At 44.0% G+C, this 19,403-nt stretch carries 14 protein-coding genes; 2 read left to right on the plus strand and 12 right to left on the minus strand.

The features are described from left to right. Window positions 1-5: 5 nt before the first annotated feature. From AC1DFM_RS24005 to AC1DFM_RS24030, 6 genes are all read right to left on the minus strand, one after another. A complete protein-coding gene (locus tag AC1DFM_RS24005; protein WP_477079302.1) occupies window positions 6-1,358 on the minus strand; it encodes a radical SAM protein in 1,353 nt (450 codons plus the stop codon). Window positions 1,359-1,382: 24 nt separating this feature from the next. Beyond that, on the minus strand, window positions 1,383-1,571 hold the full coding sequence (locus tag AC1DFM_RS24010; RefSeq protein ID WP_477079303.1) for a hypothetical protein: 189 nt from the start codon (window positions 1,569-1,571) through the stop codon (window positions 1,383-1,385). 8 nt (window positions 1,572-1,579) lie between these two features. Beyond that, window positions 1,580-2,767 carry a hypothetical protein gene (locus AC1DFM_RS24015; protein ID WP_477079304.1) on the minus strand — a complete coding sequence of 396 codons (1,188 nt, stop codon included), beginning with the start codon at window positions 2,765-2,767 and terminating at the stop codon, window positions 1,580-1,582. A 150-nt stretch (window positions 2,768-2,917) separates the two neighbouring features. Then, the gene (locus tag AC1DFM_RS24020; protein WP_477079305.1) at window positions 2,918-3,088 is read right to left on the minus strand and encodes a hypothetical protein; all 171 of its coding nucleotides are present in this window, start codon (window positions 3,086-3,088) and stop codon (window positions 2,918-2,920) included. A gap of 82 nt (window positions 3,089-3,170) precedes the next feature. Further along, complete coding sequence (locus AC1DFM_RS24025; protein ID WP_477079306.1) at window positions 3,171-3,359, minus strand: hypothetical protein; 189 nt, start codon at window positions 3,357-3,359, stop codon at window positions 3,171-3,173. Between the two features lie 102 nt (window positions 3,360-3,461). Next, a complete protein-coding gene (locus AC1DFM_RS24030) occupies window positions 3,462-3,650 on the minus strand; it encodes a hypothetical protein (RefSeq protein WP_477079307.1) in 189 nt (62 codons plus the stop codon). A gap of 736 nt (window positions 3,651-4,386) precedes the next feature. Between AC1DFM_RS24030 and AC1DFM_RS24035 the strand changes: the two genes are divergently transcribed. Then, complete coding sequence (locus AC1DFM_RS24035) at window positions 4,387-5,418, plus strand: hypothetical protein (RefSeq protein WP_477079308.1); 1,032 nt, start codon at window positions 4,387-4,389, stop codon at window positions 5,416-5,418. 4 nt (window positions 5,419-5,422) lie between these two features. Here the strand turns inward: AC1DFM_RS24035 and AC1DFM_RS24040 are convergent, their stop codons facing one another. Then, window positions 5,423-8,533, minus strand: a complete 3,111-nt coding sequence (locus AC1DFM_RS24040) for a lantibiotic dehydratase family protein (protein ID WP_477079309.1) — start codon at window positions 8,531-8,533, stop codon at window positions 5,423-5,425. A gap of 104 nt (window positions 8,534-8,637) precedes the next feature. On the opposite strand from AC1DFM_RS24040, the gene AC1DFM_RS24045 reads away from it, so the two are divergent. Next, window positions 8,638-9,057, plus strand: a complete 420-nt coding sequence (locus AC1DFM_RS24045; RefSeq protein WP_477079310.1) for an acyl-CoA thioesterase — start codon at window positions 8,638-8,640, stop codon at window positions 9,055-9,057. Between the two features lie 37 nt (window positions 9,058-9,094). On the opposite strand, the gene AC1DFM_RS24050 is transcribed toward AC1DFM_RS24045, so the two are convergent. The 5 genes from AC1DFM_RS24050 to AC1DFM_RS24070 form a co-directional block, all read right to left on the minus strand. Further along, complete coding sequence (locus AC1DFM_RS24050; protein ID WP_477079311.1) at window positions 9,095-12,391, minus strand: T9SS type B sorting domain-containing protein; 3,297 nt, start codon at window positions 12,389-12,391, stop codon at window positions 9,095-9,097. Between the two features lie 312 nt (window positions 12,392-12,703). Then, window positions 12,704-12,949: a GlsB/YeaQ/YmgE family stress response membrane protein gene (locus tag AC1DFM_RS24055; RefSeq protein WP_477079312.1), complete on the minus strand. Its 246-nt coding sequence runs from the start codon at window positions 12,947-12,949 to the stop codon at window positions 12,704-12,706. A gap of 111 nt (window positions 12,950-13,060) precedes the next feature. Beyond that, window positions 13,061-14,869, minus strand: coding sequence for an OmpA family protein (locus AC1DFM_RS24060; RefSeq protein ID WP_477079313.1), 1,809 nt, complete (start codon window positions 14,867-14,869; stop codon window positions 13,061-13,063). Window positions 14,870-14,887: 18 nt separating this feature from the next. Further along, complete coding sequence (locus AC1DFM_RS24065; protein ID WP_477079314.1) at window positions 14,888-15,889, minus strand: PorP/SprF family type IX secretion system membrane protein; 1,002 nt, start codon at window positions 15,887-15,889, stop codon at window positions 14,888-14,890. Window positions 15,890-15,927: 38 nt separating this feature from the next. Beyond that, on the minus strand, window positions 15,928-19,403 hold a 3,476-nt coding region (locus AC1DFM_RS24070; RefSeq protein ID WP_477079315.1), incomplete at its 5' end, for a Calx-beta domain-containing protein.

Here is a 19,403-nt window from a genome sequence, read left to right on the forward strand (position 1 = left end):
AACCGTTAGTTAAATAGTCCTTCATTAGTATATAAGTGAGCAAGAATCAGTTTATCTTCGATATTTAATTTATTGCTGGGGCAAGCAGCATTCCCTTCCGCCCAGGATTTAGGACACATACCACCACAAACCGGTAACATCCGGCAACTACTACACGTGATATTATCATTTAACACCCGCTCATTCCAGTCCTGATAAACGCGTTTATTCTCCTGTACGTCCGCCGGTGTGTGCTTCAGATTGCCTAATAAATAATGACTGTCGTCATATACGGGTACATATGGCACCTCCGTGCAGTTGAAGATATTTCCATAGGCGTCTATCACCTCTGCATCATTCGAAACCGATACACATACAATTTCTTTACGACCGGGTATCAGTCCAGATAGCTTGAAATTATGTCTGGCCATTTCAATGATCCAGTCTATTTCATAGTTGGCATAAGCTTCCTTGGTCAGGGACAACAGGTGCGCATCATTCCCCYAGGAATGAATTGGCGCAATATAAAAGCTCATTTTCTCTTGTAGTCCATGAGCCGCGAGTTCGTGAATCAGCGGCACTACGCTGTCTTTATTCCGGTGGTCCACATTGCAACGTATGGACAGCTCCACCGGGTAATCTGCAAAATTCTCCATCTGACTGATCTGCAACAGGTTTCGGAAAATCAGGTCATAGGTACTTCTGCCTTCTTTGGTATGTCTTCGTGCATCGTGAGCGGTGGCTGTACCATCCAGCGTTACCTCAATAAAATTGACAGCATACTTTGTAACAAGATCATGGAAGATATTCTCCTTGAGGGATAGTCCATTAGTCACCACGAGCGCACTGTAGCTACAGTTGTAACGCGCTCCCAGTGCTTTGATCAGCGGAGTTAGCTCCTGTATGTTCTTCCATCCCATCAGCGGTTCTGCACCAAACCAGGAGATTTGCAGGTGCTTATAGTGGCCGTTCTGCAGTTTAAATTCGATACGTTGCAATATCTTATCATAGTAATCCTGGCCAATAGCTTTTTTGGTATGTTGCTGTCCGCAATAATCGCATCCCAGCTGGCATTGGGCAGTAGGTTGTATGATAAAGTTGAGTGTCACGTCGTCCTTAATAGAGGCGTGATTTCGTTGTACCACCGTATTCAATTCATCTTCACCAGCCGGCACAATCGCTTCTATCTCTGTCAGCTGTTCCAGTGTTTCAAATGAAAGCTGGTCAAAATCATTATTCATCAATTGCTCATACACCTGCGCTGTCACTATCATTGCACGGGCGGTACGGGTATTATATACCACCCTGACTTCCTGTCCAAACTTAGCAGAATAGAAGCTGTCAGTGATAATGGTATATCTGGATTTTACAATTTCCATGCGCTGTTATTTTTAAGGTAAAAACTACTTGGTAGCTGTTTTAACATTGCTGCTAACACTAAAACTTGAATGCTTGCCATTTTCTTTTGCAGAAAATTCCCGATTGAGATCCTGCAAAATTTGTTCTTCCACCCTGACGGCTCTCTTATTGCCTTCTTCTCCGCTTCTATTTTTAACCTCCTGCAGTAAGGATTTTATCTTATCATTTTTCATAGTCAGTATTAGTTAAATGATTTTGAAAAAATGTGAATTCTGTCTATCAGGTTATATTTATAGGCGGGACAATCAGGGTTCTTGCGCACAGCGCTTTCCAGGGACCCGCCACAAATGGGCAACAACCGGCATTTGCTACAGGCAGATCTACCTGTGCGTAGCAATTTATAGAAACTATTATCCGGAAAAGTTTTCCATCTGATGCCCTGCGAAATGAAAGACAGGTCGTCTTTATCGGGTAATCCTTCTCCGTTAATAACATAAAATCCGCGAAAATTATCCTCAGTCATCGCCAACGTAGTGGTAAACTTTGCTGTTGTAGTCGGTATTACGTTTACCATAAATCGATGCGTCTTCAACAACTTCAATAAAGGCAGTTCCAGTTCCGCCCGGACCTTTGCAGATAAATTAGCTATAGGTGCCGAGTCTGGTACTATCTGAATGTTATAGGCCAATTGTAGCGATTTGCTATGTAGTTCATTTATCCAGAAGGTATAGGACAGACTATCCGAAATGTCGGTAAGAATAAAGGTTCTGAAGTTTTGAGGAGTAATGAATCCTTTCATATCCGTCAACATTTCCTCCAACAGCAATAGTTGCTCTTCTCTGCTGCTGTTGCAATTATCTTTTATAAGCAGATCGATATGCGCCATCTGAAAAGTAGCATACCAATGCTGCAAACATTTGGAGGATAGTATATCCACCCCTATCAGGTGAAGCTTGTATTGTGCGGAGGAGAAGGGTAACAGGAGCTCCTGCAGATCAGCAATATCCTGTTGATTCTTTACTGTATCGGTAGTACAGAATATAAATAAAGATACCGGCGTCTGCTTAGCTGACATGGAAATCAGCTGTTGTAGCTGTATAGATAACCGACGCTTGTCTGGTTGCTTTTCGCGGAAGTCCAACACCAGACATTTTCTTTTACGGCTATCCATGGAGATGGCTTTATTTCTCTGCAGAACGTATTCCCATTCATCTTCGTGTCCGGGCACCAGGATCTGGTAGTCCATGAGCATGGATACAACTGCAGCAGGAATGCCTTCCAGGTTTCCCTTCTTTAATCTCTTATACAGTATATTTTTGACGTGAATCATCTTTCCTGTTCTGGCAGCAAACAGTATCCGGATATCCTCATTAGAAGCCGTTCCTGGTATGCTGGCAGTGATAGTATAATCAGATAATTTCAGTTTCATAGCCATACTTTGAGAAATAAATAAGGGAGAAATAAGTCTTAACAACGGTTAGGTTGTTAAGACTCCCACTCTCACGGGTTCACGCCTGGGCTGGTACGTTCTTATAGGCCTCCATATATCCGGGAGGAAATATGACGGCCATATAGATTATCAGCTGGCAGCTGGTGTTTTTGTTTTACCACAACTGGTGTTGCAGGAAGTATTATCGCCACAGCTTAATGCCTGGCTGGCAGTAGTCATTTCATGTCTTTCTTCCAGCTCAATGATGGAAAGAGCGGTATTCAATTCAAAACCAACAGGAATGTTACTATTGTTTTTCATTTCTATTTAGATGGATAGTGAATAAATAATCAGACAAAAAGTAGCCTTAATACTCCTTAACGGAGTATTAAGGCAGGAGAAACTATTCAACAGAAGCAGCAGGTTCTTTTGTTTTACCACAGCTCTGGTTGCAGGTTTGGTTATCACCACAACTCAGTGCCTGGCTGGCTACCGTCATTTCATGGCGCTCTTCCAGTTCAATAACAGAGAGTGCATTTTTCAGGTCCAGCGCGATTGCTTTAACTGCTGGTTTGATGTCGTTGTTTTTCATGTTTTAAATTTTCACGGATGAATAAAAAGGAATGAAGGAAAATCCGAAACAGTAGTATTACAACTAGTCTGTTAACGAATTATCAAAAGAAAACTGTTACTACTATTCAACAGCAGCAGCAGGTTCTTTTGTTTTACCACAGCTCTGGTTGCAGGAGGTGTTATCTCCGCAAGACAAAGCCTGACTGGCAACGGTCATTTCATGCCTTTCTTCCAGTTCGATGACAGAAAGTGCATCTTTCAAGTCAAGAGCAACAGGCTTTCCTGCCAGTTGTTTTTCATTTTTCTTCATGATTACTTGTTTTTAGTGATAAAATTGGTGATTGAAAATACCTGTCCCTGAATGAGACCGGGTTACTTAAATAAGTTTCCAGCCACGGCGTTCTTATTAAGCGACATCAATTTCATCAATAAAACCCCGCATCGAAAACAGCCTTCTTCAAGGCTACTTCAATGAAAACAGATGGATTCACGTTAACGACTAAACGAAAAAATTATGCACGAAAACGCTGCACAGAAAATGAATATCACTTTCCGGACAAAAAATAAATACGCAAAAAAATTGAAAAATTGCCAGGCAAACACATTCGTCAGGAATGGTAATCAAACAATCACACAGCAATATAAGCACCCGTTTGAGTACGATAAACGGGGGGCCTTATTAACTACTTTTTTTCCGATAAATGTTTACATGAAAACGCATCTAGCCATTAGCAGACGCAGATTCAGGGCGAATTACAGGCAAGGGTACACCAGTCATAATTCAGATTTGTCAGTTATAATGCAATTGCTATTTTGATAAGGTTTTTTCTAATCTGTAAAATTTAAAACAGTTGTTTATACCTACAAATTATCGAGCTTCTTTTGGGCCTTCTTCTAATTATACGGATTTGGGTTTTGTATGGGTCTTAGTCCTCTCTAATTGAATCAAATATATAAGCTTTGTTTATAAATTCCAATTTTTCAAAAAAAATTTTTTTCAGCCCTTTATAATTTTTTATTCCGACATTGCCCCCCAAACCCAATATATGCACACATCTCCCCTTACTCACGCCTTAACATCATTGCATTCGTTATCCTTACCAAGGTATAGTGCTGCACAACAAAAAGATCCGCCCGACTATTTTACTGACCTATGGAATGACTTATTTAATAAGAAAATTTCTGAAGAAGAACGGATGCCACTCAACTTTATCTTCAAGCAGTACCAGGAAGGTCTTCATGCAGCTAAAAGAAATGAAATCAACTTAAGTGCATTTCACTTCCAATATGCCTCCCGGCAAGTAACCGCTATACAGCCGAAGAAAGTGTACCGGCGCTATCTTGATGTTACAGGGCTACCAGCAAAAGCATATCTCTACTATAAAAAAAACAAGCATGATAAAGCCATGCAATTACTACATCAGGCATTGCAAAATGATATCGTACTTGAGGCGGAAGGATTTCATTTCCTCACCCTTCACCGCATTCAGCAGTATCACAATATCTGCCGCATATATGTTACCCAACATAAAATACCTGCGGCCATTACATTGGCCGGTCATGTAATAAGCTATATGATAGATGATCAGTTTCCATTCCAGGACCTGCAACCAGGAATGATTGACATTGAAAAAGAAGAAACCTCTTACCTGAGATCTGCCATGATTGTGCAGATATTCACAGAGCTATATGGCATTGCACTCACCGCAAAAATAAACGATGGAGAAGAGCAGGCGTTACGATTATTCAAGCTATCATTTGAGCACATTGTAAACTTCCGCATAAAATCAGCTGAAGATGAAGTGATATACGACTATTATCAGGCCTTGTCCACTTACTATCAGGAAGACTACCAACAATTTCTTCCTATTGCTCATCAATTCATTGCTGAAAGAGACCAGCGTTATGATAAATTAAAATTCTTCCTGCTCATTCATATCAGTGAGGTACTGAAAAAAAACGCGTTACATAAAAATGATACCGTTACACAAAATGTCATCTTATCGCTGGTAACACATCTTAAAATATCATCAGGACAACGCTTATTTTTCACTAACAGGTATACTCCCGCCGGGTAATAGCTTAAGATTCCGGACTGACTGGTTTCCAGCGGAATTGTTTATTACGGTGCTTCTCCAGATAAGGTTCCTGTTTAATTAAACACAAACAGCCATCTGCCGTAAGGAATATTTCCTGCGGACTTATTTGATGATACATCAGTTTGTTGGCAACATCGGTTATTTCAGCTGTTAAAGACGCAGCGTATTCAACATCTGATAATGGTTGTTGCTGARATGCTTCATGCATCTTGCTACTGTATGCTTCAAGTATCCGGACAACAGGCTGAAAAAAAACATCAAAATCCCGCAGCAATAACGCCAGCTGATCCCGGAATAATCCTTTAGGTGAGCTTATTCCGCCAACACGCCGTTGCTGGTCAGCTTTTATTTCATTACCTATCGCTATCATCCTCTCTTCGTTACGACCATACAGCGAGAGCTTATTGAATAACACTAATGTCAATACCAATAACCTGTGATCATAATTCATCAGTAACTGGCGTTGCTGCATACATGCTAATAGATCAAGTGCCAGTAGTGAGTCTTTCCACCGCAGATATAATTCTGTTGCTGTAAAATTCAAACGTTTTACTTCGAAGCTTACCTGCCAGATTGCCGAACGATCCGGATAGTCAGCTATCCATTCACTCACTAACTGTTGTATACTATCCTCACTATACTGATGGGCAATTCTTATATAAATACACAGGCAGGAATTCTTTCCAATCGTTCTTTCAAAAAAATAAACAGATGTACCGGTTGTTGCAAAAAGTTGTTGCTCGTGCAAGTGGAGCAATAGCTTGTCCATCAGATAAGGGTTCATAAACAGGTTCCCTACCAAACACCGCTCACCTTCTTTTTCCTCCGCAGCATTCATCTGCAAATCCGTCGATTCAGATTCCTTTGCCAGCGCAATACAAAACTCGCTGGCATACTTATTTCCTGCTGCATCTTCCAGGAATGCGGTTTCTGGTAAAAAAAGAAACTCCTCCAGGAAAACACGCTTTCCCTCTTTCAGTTCAGCATACAGTACCTGCAGGCAATCAATGTTGTTCCTGTCTATTAATAACTTCTGATCACTGTTCCCGATATAGTTAAGATATATTGGCAAATGCTCCGCTGAAGCATATTCACCGAAGGCCAATATCCAGGATGATAAATCTGTATACATATCATCTGAGAAAGCGGAAGGCAATACAAGCCATGCTGCTTTAGATAAAATGCATTGCTTATAGACGACCCGTGGAAAATGTGTCATGCTCCCACCTGCCATCCCCCAGTCCCAGCAAACAGCATTCACCTTATCCTGGAATTGCAGTTCCGATAAAAAAGTATTAATAATACAGGAACTACTAACAAAATGATCGTAAGCTGTTGTTGCCCGCGGCAATAATAGCTGCCCTGTTGAGGCCGAGCGAATCCAGATCCGATCATCAATACAACATACCAGCAAATCATCCGCGGTAAATGATCTGCTTTCATTATTCCCCACAGTCCCCAGCAATATCTCATGCTGATAGTAGTTTTTCCTCACTAATATATCGCCATGAACACCACCGGGAGGCAAATAGTTTACTTCAGCCAACGTGACACCCTTTGCAGCATAAACCGCTTCCTCATACCATGCACATTTGGCCAGTTGCTCATCAATTTTCCCGTTCCCAATACCAAACCGGGCCATCTTACGATTACCGGAGCGGCCCACTGTAATTTCATCCAGGCACAACTGATAATTTCCCTGGTTTATGGCATTGTTATCTGCTGCCAGCAAATTAAAAGAACAACTTATGATCCCTTCTATATCTGGTATTCCATAGCCGGCAGCGATCACTTTCAGATCCTCGTCAATCAGCTCTAATGTGTCCCCCCCTCCGTTGTGCTTATACTGCCCGAGCTTATAGGCAATGAAGGTATCCCATTGACCAGGTCGCGAAATCTGTTCCTTCTTCCTGGTTAATTCTGGAAGATTAAACATCGCAGACAGTGGAACCGGTGTATCTAAAAAAATAAACCCAATACCACGTTTCTCATCCAACACTTTTAGCAGCGGTACTTCCTCTTTACCATACCGCTGTTTAAAAACCTCGCAGAATGCTTTCATATACCGGGTTTCCTCCTGGGGCTTGAGCTCCAGCAGGAAACGAATACCATCTTTCAATGTATCAACAACCTCCTTTCCAATCCTGTTATCCCCCATTGTCAATTGCAGGTCCAGGTGGAAAGGCTTCAAACCGTCGCCTACTAATTCCTCTGCCATTTGACAAGCCTCCAGATAAACCGGAATACCTTCTCCAACGGCCAGTTCATTATACTTACCAATTGTGTCTGCAATAGCAGCTATCTTCTCCGCAACCGGGAATGAAACTATTTTCCGAAGAAAATCCAGTGTCAGATCTTTGGAAAAAAGATCCGGTAATATATCCGGAACCAGTAATTCCAGATCGATCAACTTCATTAAAAGATGTACCAGCTGCGATTTGTCTGCTGTGATCAATGTATCAATATAGGCTACAATGTCGTCTATCTTTTTAGGTGTCGCCGCGAAGTCCATTATCTGCTGAATTAGCGCAGAAAATGGAATGCTTGACTGCACATATGGGAAAACAGACAGTTTAAAAAAACGTATCGTTTTATCATCAATAAAACTCAGGTTGTTCGCGTAAAAAGAAATATTCATCTTACTTCCTTCATCAGCCATCAACATTTTGGCTACCTGATCCATCAGTCGAAAGCTAAGTCGGGTATACTTTCTATGCGTACCAGCATTACCCAGCGTCATCGATGTAACATCACCTATTTCACTAACTGCTACCCCACCTGAAATACCAAACGGCGTGCATCTCGAAGACATCCTGATATAATACCGGAACAACTTCCTCCGGGCCTTCTGGTACCCCCGTTCGTCTGAAGAAAAGTCCTTCCCCAATTCTCTGAACAGCTCTTCCGAAGAAAGTAATAATGACTCATGGAATATGCCCTCTCTATTGGGTTTCACAACAGGTGGATGTGAGGGGTTAATAGCATCCTGCACCCTGGGATTGCTGAGGAATAATACAGTTGAATCCGGGAATTTTTCATATAAGGGCAACAAATGCGTCCGCAGATATAGCGCACCAAAGCTGATTAACGGCATATACTYTTTTATAAAGTTTTCCTATTAATACTTATATTTAGTAACAATAATAGTCATCTTATTTCCTAAATACCTGATACGCTCACTCCACTCAATCCTTGCACATGAACCCTCTTTTATTCACAGAAAAGATTACCGAAGTCAGATTCAATGAGGTAGACAGCTATATGATTGTATGGAATGGAAACTATGCGGCCTACTTTGAATTAGGGAGACAGGAATTCGGGAAAGTTTACGATATCTCTAATCAACGTCTGCTCGAATTGGGATTTAAGCTTCCCCTTATCAATATACAAATTCAATTCAAAAAACCACTAAAGATAGGAAACGAAATTCTGATCAGAACGACTTACGTGCCTACCAAACTTTCCAAGCTCATCTTTAATTATGAAATAGTAAACCTGGACAACCAGGAAATAGCGTGTACCGGATCTACAGAACAGGTATTCCTTAAAGATGAAATCATGCAACCATTCCTCCCAACATTCATGCAGGAATKGCAACAAAAATGGCTGGTATCATGACCTTCCGGGAAGATATTAAACAAAAGTCAGCGCATTGCTATCGGATTAATACCACACTGCCTTGCTTAGAGAATGGCTTTCCTAATAAATCTTTCCCGCTGATCATATAAACATAACTTCCATTAACCGCATTTTGTCCGTCCCAGCCGGCACCCAGTACATTGGAGGAAAACACCAGACGTCCCCAACGGTCGAATACCTTAAAGTATTCCAGGGAAGCGATGCCTATATAACGGGGCCTGAATATATCATTCAATCCGTCTCCGTTGGGTGTAAAAGCGGTTGGGACATACACATCTGTTTGATCTATTACTTTCACATAAGCCACGCCCGCCTTGCTGGTACATATATCCATGCCGGCAGTTACATAATAACGGGTGTCAACAAATAGTGCCGGCAATGAAAAGTTACCTGTACTATTCTGACTGATTTTATGAGTCAGATTGACATCTGCATAAAGTGTAAATAAAACGGGCGTATTATAAGTCCATTTTAATTCAACTGGCTGTCCTTTACCAATAGTATAATACAGATCGCCGGGAGAAATAATCGGCGCTTCCCTATTATTCACGATCGCGGGGCTTGAGGTAGTAATACAGCCATATTTATCTGTTACCGTTAGCGTAAACACCCCTTTCCCTACACCCTTTAACTGTGACTCGTTACCTGCCTCCCGACCATTGGCAGTTTTCCAGCGATATGTAAAAGGCGCTTCTCCGTTGATCGCCGGCGCTTGAATACTACCATTCGCAAAGCCACACGTTTCATCTGTAACCAGTGGGGAGCCTGATAGCAAAGGGGCTGTTCGTTGTGGAATTTCCGTTGTATAGGCCTGCTGTTCACAATCATTCTCGTCAGTGATGTATAAGGTATAATTTCCCGGTCCCACATTCCTTACATTTCGCTCGTTGCTGATGATACTGTTGGTGGTAGCATTCATCCATTTGAGCGATTTAATCACATTACCCTGAATGTTATTGATTTGTATACTACCATTAGCCTCGTTACAAACCGGGAATTGTACGTCACCATTTACCACCCAGGGAGCAGGCATGGCTTTATTGACTTTATACCATGTAGTTTGTGCGCTACAGGAATATTTATTGGTCGCCGTTAATTGAAAATTGCCTTCCGGAATGTTCTTCAGATCCAAACCCGTTCCCACTGTGTTACCAGCTTCATTGCGCCAGGTATAAGTATCTGCACCAACAACTCCTAAGCCGCTGATAGTTCCACCCTGTGTCCCACAGCCAGCAGGTATAATCTTTACATTCGTTGCATCCACACTGATCGTTCCTACTCCTTTCACTTTTATGCCATCTGTCGTTACAGGCACGCACCCGGAATTATCGGTCAGCTCGAGCCGATATTCTCCCGGAGCCACTTTCTGTAGGCTTACATCCGTGCCCACCACATCTGAATTCTCGTTGAGCCATCTGAAGGTGTAAGGCGATACGCCGGTTACATTGATCCCACTGATAGCGCCGTTTGCGTCACTGCAGGTGGCATCCTGTATCTTGGCGGTACTGATACTTACGGTTGGTGGTGTGTTGTCAGTGAGCACAATCGGATCTGATACAGCGAAACAGTCGTCAGTTATATAAGCATATAAACGATAAGTACCGGCCGGAACATTTGTAAGATTAGCACTGGTTCCTACTACTTCGTCCTTTTCATTTAACCATTTGTATTTGCTGGTATAATAACTTGTCTTATCTGTTATGTTGTATATGGCGCCATTTTTATCATGACAGGGATGCACCAGCTTTACCTGTTCCGTTGTCAAACCGGGTTGTACACCAAGAATGGTATAATAGCAAGAAACGGCACATTTACCGTGAGGGTTGTTATTGGTATTTGCCCACAGGGTATATTTGCCAGGAGGAGCAGTCAGCACTTCGTCGTGTCCAACCACCTTTCCCGAGGCATCCTCCCATTGAAGCACAACAGCTCCGGTTACTTTAATCCCTTTAATACTGCCAGGTTTACCACAAAAGGAATTTGTTACATCTGCCCGGTCCTGATTGATAGTTGCCCTGGTAAATTCAGAAGTAGCGCCTTCTTTGTTGGTACCCGTTACCACCACATTCTCGGGCAACGCGCCCGTGTAAGACCATTTACCATTGGCATCTGCTATTGTAGTGCCGAGATATACTTTCCCCTCGCAGCCATCCTCTGCACCGGAACAATTGTCGGCATCAAATACCTCTATAATAGCCTCAGGCTCACTGGTTCCGGACACGGTTGTTGGGGTAAAAGCGGTAACGAAAACCGTTTCTCTTGAGACAATGCCTTTTCCATTGCAAAAAATACTGTTCTTCGTGATAGTAACATGCTCGTCGTACGAACAGGATACCCCACCAAAGAAACCGGATATATAGTTCTTCTCACTGGGCTTACTCCCTCCTATCAATGCCTTCTGTACTCTAAACAATTCTATGGTACAATTTGCGTAAACCTGGCCTGTCCTGGTAGTACCGGCAATATCTGTATTAATCCTATTACCTTGTATTAACACGGTCCCATATCCTCCTCCCAATGAAAAATAGCCTTCCAGCACATGATTGTTCAATACTTCGATATTATTATCACCCCGGATATCTGTTCGGGGATAAGTTGAAATAGAGAACAAAGCGCTACCAATTTTTCGGGTACCGGTATAATCGCCGCCACCAATATTATCATGTATTTTGTAATTGCGCTTTCCTAGAGGCACCAGCATAGAAAAGTTCTCTCCTATACGGACCCAGGAGCATATCTGGTTATGATCTATTTCTACGTTCCCGGCTCCCAATAATACAATAGACGGATAAGACATAATATAGGCTGGAATACTCACCCCATCAGGATTAACCCCCAGCAGGTTATAGGCAATATGCAGGTCTGTGGTGGTTCCTCCCAGTCCCATGATCAAACCATCGGATGCAATCAGCACATTTCCCTTATCCTTTGCACCAATCGTGATGTTACTGCTACTCGTAACATTCATGCAATATGTACCATCGGTATTCCATGCCGGTGTAATCTCCAGGTACATACCGTAGACATTTACGTTGTCAGCATCTACTATGGAAAACATTTTATATCCATTTAAAACGGCATGGTAGTTATCTTTCAGCACCTTTACTTTGGCATGGCTGATTCCGAAAGCAGTACCCGGCTGGGTAGTACCATCTATTTCGATATTAGACGACAAAACCGGCATCTCCGTTTCTATCCTGATAATATGATCATCTGGTGAAACACCTGGCAAATTAAAGTGAATGTAATCCATACCCGTGGTACCATTGGCATTAGCTTGATTGATAGCATCCCGCAATGTTCCCGGTCCCATATCCGCCTTTGAGGTAACAATAAAAATAGCCGCATGAGTTAAGCTAACACACAGAATAAAGTACAAGGTTAAAGCGATCCGAAAAACCAGCTGCATATAGGTAAAGAGTAAAGGCGGGGTAAAAATAGGGAAAAAATATATGAGCAGGATGAATCGTGGTGATTTCAGTTTAAAGCCTTAATAAGGTAACTGGAGTACTTTACGCCCCTTTTTGCATGATCCCTCCTATTACAACAAAAACTACAACACCTGACGTTGTGATATAATCTATCACAATGCCAGGTGTCAACATCTTCAGCGTAAGACAGCGTTCTATTTCCCTTTGACAAGCCGCACCAGCCAGATAAGAATCACTGATCCTATCAGTGCCACTATCAGGGAGCCAATAAAGCCATTGCCCATATGGATACCCAGCTTGCCGAATAACCAGCCTCCCAGCCAGCCACCAACAACGCCTACCAGGATATCTATCAGCACCCCAAATCCGTCACCACGCATTAATTTACCAGCGAGCCATCCAGCGATGCCGCCGATGAGGAGAGTCCATAACCATGACATAAGGAGATATTTTTAAGATAATTGAATGTAACAATTAATTCTCACTTATAACATTAAAAAAGTAAGCGCCTCCAGATGAACATCTGAAGACGCTATATCTGCAGCTAATATTTACCATTTTACACGCAATTCGGAACGCCTGTTTTGCTTGTATTCTTCTTCGCTACATGGTACACCATCTTTACACCCATTCACCGGATCATGCTCCCCTTTGTTGCTATAGTAAAGTCGTTTAGGATCAATACCTTTACCAACGAGATAGTCGATGACAGCATAGCAGCGCAGTGCAGACAAGTCGGTGTTATACTGATCCGACCCACGATTATCCGTAAAGGAGGTAACTACGATTTTCCAGGTTGGATGACGTTTCATGGCAGCCGCCACCTGATCCAGGATGATGCGGGACTCCGTCAACAAGGATGCACTGTTATAGTCATACAAAAACTTCAATTCCTCCAGCTTTTGCCGGTCAGTTTTTTCTTCTGTTGTATGATTTCTTTCCACCGGAACCGGCTGTTCGCCTATCACTGGTTGGGTGCCGGGCTTGAGAACCGGAGGCACCTCCTGAGGGGGATTAATCCGCCCAAAGTAATTGGCGTCCGAAAAATAATAAATATCATCCTTCCCCATACCGCCGGGACGGTTCGAAGCCAGGTAACCTTCGTACCCGTTTCGTTTCAATACCAACCCCATATCATCTGCGCCGGAGTTGAATGGTAATTTCATATTCTCTGGCGTCCCCCAACTGGATTTCGTTCCTTTTACGCGGTAAATATCATAACCGCCCATTCCTGCATAACCTTTACTGGAGAAATAGAGAATACCTTCTTCATTTACCGTAGGAAAAGTTTCCGCAGCCACTGTGTTTATCTGACTGCCGCAATTAACCGGCGCCCCCCAGGTACCATCGGATTGTTTTTCCGTATACCATATATCTGTTTGTCCCAGACCACCCGGGCGATCAGATACAAAATACAGGATATCCCCATCAGCATTCAACACCGCGTGACTCGCCGAGTAGCCTTCTACGTTAATGCCCGGCATCAACACCGGTGCTTCCCACTTACCATTCTTCTTTACAGACTGGTAGAGCTGCAGGTGCCGCACACCATTCACCACACCTTTGGTAGTAACAGGCACGCCCCGCCCCTGTATATTGATGGTAGCGTAAAGCGTATCTTCCCCGCTGCTTAAGCATACCGGTCCAATATGATAGTCATATTTTCCGAACAGCTGAGGCACCAGTTCCTCCAGGTATGCATTTGAATTATCACCCGCATATTGCTGGTAAACATATGCTTTGTAATAAGGTTGTTCCGTACGTTTATCGATGGCCGGACGGGACTGTCCACCACCATTCAGGGCCATTGAACGATACCCGTTCGACATCACCAGCAGTCCTTTCTTTGCGGCTCCACTCACTACTTCGGAGCCATAAGTATTCAACTCTTTAAGTGGTTTTAATGATACCGGAGTTCCCTGCTGACTCCAAACAACAGCGCTATCACAACTTTGCAGCGCGATATCTTTTATTTTAAGGCTGTCTGCATTGGACGTAGTAAATAAAGCATATTGCTTTTTTGCCTCGTCATATTGCTCCAGCTGCCGAAGTACTTCTCCGTAGGTAAAATGAGCAACCGGAGGACAGTCCTGCCGGCTGGTCATTTCCTTACAGATATCCGCAGCAGCTTTGTAGTAACCAATTTCCTGGTAGCTATGGGCCATTTTCATCAACTGGGTCAACGCTGTTTTACTTCCTTTACTACGGGCAATCCGGTAATACAAAGTCCCTGCTTTAGCATACTCCTGTCTTGCATAGGCTTCATCGGCTAACTGTAACCAACTCTTCTGCTCCTGGCCATACAATGTGGAGGTCATCAAAAGCATCAGCGGAATGGCCATTATCTTGCAACGTATCATACGTGTAATAACTAAAGGTTAAAAATACCTGGGGCTCCTTACCGTAAAATGTTTGGATGGAATTAAAAAGCCCAGTGATATCTCATGTGATCCTCCCTGATATCCTGCCATTTTATTGATGGTCAGATCATAGGAATATCCGATGCGCAATTTTTCAGTAGCATAAAACTCCACCATTACGCTGGCAGCATCTACTTCACTGAGATCCTTCTGCAGGTTGGTTTTGCGCCATATGCCCACCCCTGTCCGATAGGAAGCACCTGCCCATAACTTTTCGCCAATCAGCAGGAAAGCATTAATATCTACATTCGTCGGTCCTTTAAAATCTTCCTTGATCAGAATGGATGGCTTTAGCTGCAAATGCTCACTCAAGGGAAACATAGCCCCCGTAGTAATATACAGATGTTGTGTTTTACGGATCGTTGCATAGTTATTCCCTTTCCAGTTATAACGGCTAGCATCTGTATACAGCGAAAACAAATCCATCACGGAAGCGCCAGCATAAAAACGGGACGTGTAATAGTAAATACCAAACCGGGCATCTGGTACCCATACACTTTTTTTACCCAACGGCAGCGCCGCATCTTCGTTATCCGTGTATTGCAATGAGTTACCGTCAATGGAATATTGCGTAACACCACCACCCAGTCCAAAGCAAAGCCGGCGCGTGCCCTCATCATCCAACGGAATGCGGTAAGCATAAGAGCCATAAAGCGACAATCCCTGCTGCGGCCCCAGTTGATCAAACAACATTTGCAATCCTAACCCCACTTTATTATCGCTGGCTGCCGTCACACCATCTACCGACACCCCGCCTGTACGTGGGGCGCCGGGGAAGCCGGCCCATTGATGGCGGTAAACGGCATTCACATACAGGTCTTCTTTATAACCTGCATAGGCGGGGTTAACGCTTAAACCATTAAAGACATACTGGCTGAACTGTATGTTTTGCTGCGCTATCCCGCGTAAACCGAGTGTCAGCAGCAAGACCATCATTCCTGCTCTAAGTACTGTTTGCATCTTTTACTTTTTTTTGTAGCAGATAATATTGTTATCTCTTACCGTAATATGGATACCCAACCTTTATACTTCTTAACACCATCCGGTTTCCGGACTTCCAGAATATAGTAGTAGGTACCTTCATTCAGGCCAGCACCATCCCAATCGTTATGGTAATCCTTAGATTGGTATACCTGTCCACCCCAACGGTTGAATATATAAATTGCTGCTCCCGGATATTTTTCCAAACCACCGATGATGAACCTTTCGTTCTTACCATCGCCATTCGGGGTAATCACATTCGGGAACGACAGATCCGATCCTTCTACCATCACCGTAGATACGCCTACGTTATTGGAGCTATCAGCGTCCGGCATTGTTATACTGTAAGCGGTGGCTTCATTCGTCAGCTTTCCGCCTTCAATTACGCGGGCTGTCAGCGTCATCTGCACACTAGCGCCTACGGCCAGGTCACCGATATTCCATTCTACCAGTTTGGTAGCTTGTGTAACTACCACATCACCCCGATCTGCCGATGTATGGGTTGGTATATCCAGTTGCACTGGTAAATGGTCTTCTGCCTTCACGCTGGTGACAGGGATATTACCTACGTTCTTCACCGTAATGCGATAAGTAAGGCTTTGTCCCATGCGGTAAGGTCCTGCTACTGGTGCAACGATTTCTTTGGTGACGATCAGATCGCCCGCCAGTTTATCATTGTCTGCAATTGTTACAGTGGCCTCGGTGACTGCCCCCGTTGTGAAGACGTAGTCGGCTGATTGTCCACCGGTGAGTTTGAACACCACTGTTTCCGGCCCTTCTACTTCACTATCATCCAGTACACTCACGGGAACGACTACACTATTGGCGCCTGCCGGAATAGTGATCGTACCGCTGATTGCCGTGTAATCTGCATCTGGTGTAGCGCTGCCGCTCATCATATACTGTATGGTGATAGGTGCTGCCGTACGCTTGCCGCTTGCCAGGCTGATGGTAAATGCACCGTCAACATTAGGTTCTGCAGCGTTTGGCTTACTTGCTGTAATCAACAGACCCAGGTTAGTGTTGTCGTCATCTGCTATGTTTACAGTAGCCGTTTTACTAGTGCCTACTGTATAGTTAATGGAGCTTGATTTGCCGCTGGTAACAGTGAGTACTACTGTTTCAAGTGGTTCTATCAAGTCATCATCATTTACCATCACTGGTACGGTTACACTATTCTTGCCTGCTGCAATAACGGCAGTACCGGTAAGCGGCTGGTAGTCACTGTTAGGTGTGGCATTACCAGCAACGGTATAAGTAACGGTGATGTCTGCATCTGGTATTTTTCCACTGGCCAGTCTGATCGTGAACTCACCTGCTGTTGATGGTTCTGCGGCATCAGGCTTAGAAGCAATAGCTTCCAGATCCAGGTTGGTGTTATCGTCATCCGCGATATTTACAGTAGCGGTACTATTGCCGCCTGGTGTGAATACAAGTGTACCGGCCTTACCACCTGTTCCCGTAATGATCACCGTTTCGTTGCCTTCAATCAGCTGATCATCCATAACAGTTACTGGTATGGTTACACTGTTCTGACCAGCAGGAATGATCACGGAACCGGTTAAGGTGGTGTAATCAATACCGCCTGTTGCCGTACCTGCTATCGTGTAAGTAGCCGTGATATCCATTACTGCACTGATACCAGATGGTAAGCTGATCGCGAAGCTACCGTTGGTAGCTGGTTCTGCACCATCAGTAACCTTGATTACATTCAGTACAAGGTTAGCATCCACTATTTCATCATCGAGGATGTTGGCGATGGCGCTACCGGCAGGAGTGAAAGTAAAGTGAGCGGAGCTGGCGCTGGTCTGTGTCAGGATAACAGTTTCAGTACCTTCTATCACCTTGTCATCGATTACCACTACTGGTATGGTGATGTTGTTCTGACCTGCAGGAATAGTCACGGTGCCCGTCAGCGCAGTATAATCTGCATTGGCAGTAGCCGTACCTCCTATACTATAATTTATGGTGATGTCTTCTGATGAAGTAATACCTGCCGGCAATCCGATAGTGAAGTTGCCATTGGTGGCAGGTTCTGCGCCGTCTGTTCCTTTGGCGGTTAATACCAGCTTAGCTGGAGTGATACTTTCATCGTCAGTAATATTAACGGTAGCACTACTATTGCCTGTGAAGGTAAAGTGGGTGGAAGTTCCTCCGTTCAGGGTGGCCACTACTGTTTCTGTGACTTCTATGATCTGGTCATCTGTCACTACTACGGGAACGGATACACTATTCTGACCACCTGGGATCACGACCGATCCTGCAAGGGCAGTATAGTCTGCGCCGGCAGTAGCGGTACCTGTTACGGTATAATTTACTGTGATATCTTCTGATGAAGTGATACCTGCAGGGAGGCTCACTTTAAAGCCGCCATTGGTAGATGGTTCTGCGCCATCGGTGTCTTTGGTGATGGTCACTACCAGGTTGGCCGGTGTAATGCTTTCATCATCGGTGATGTTAACAGTAGCATTACCATTGCCGGTAAACGTGAAGCTATTGGAAGTTCCGCCGTTTAAGGTCATGATCACCGTTTCTGTCACTTCAATTACTTTGTCGTCTTTCACTACTACTGGTATCGCCACACTGTTCTGGCCTGCCGGAAGTGTGATCGTTCCGGTAATAGCGGTGTAGTCTGTTCCACTGGTAGCGGTGCCTCCAATACTGTAGTTGATAGTAATGTCTTCGGAAGAAGTAATGCCAGCTGGCAGGCTGATGCTGAATGCACCGTTTGTACCTGGTTCTGCGGCATCGGCTGTTTTCACCACGCTCAACACACGATTAACCGGTGTGTCTTCATCATCAGTAATATTCACCGTGGCATTACCAGTACCTGTGAAGATAAAGCTGGTAGATGTACCTCCATTTAAGGTCATGATCACCGTTTCAGTATGCTCGATGAGCCTATCATCTATTACGGTTACTGGTACATTTACACTGTTTTGACCTGCCGGGATGATGATGGTTCCGGTGATAGCAGTATAGTCTGTACCGGCAGTAGCGGTACCTGCAATGGAGTAGTTCACCGTTACATCTTCAGAAGATGCAACACCTGCGGGCAGGCTGATGGTAAACGCACCATTGGTACCCGGTTCTGCGGCATCTTTCGTTTTAACTACTGTCAGCACTTTGTTGCCGCCGTCATCGTCAGTGATGTTCACGATGGCATTACCAGTACCTGTGAAGATGAAGCTGGTAGAGGCGCCGCCGTTCAGCGTCATCATCACAGTTTCGGTAGGTTCAATAAGCTTATCATCTATTACCGTTACTGGTAGGTTCACGCTATTCTGACCCGCAGGGATCGTGATGGTGCCGGTGATGGCAGCATAGTCAGCACCCGCAGTAGCGGTACCTGTGATGGCATAATTTACAGTTACATCTTCAGAAGAAGCGATACCTGTTGGCAGACTAATTTTAAATCCGCCATTGGTAGATGGTTCTGCGCCATCTGCTATTTTGGAGACGGTGAGCACACGGTTAGCCGCTGTATTCTCAT

The organism is Chitinophaga sp. 05T412, assembly GCF_056396465.1.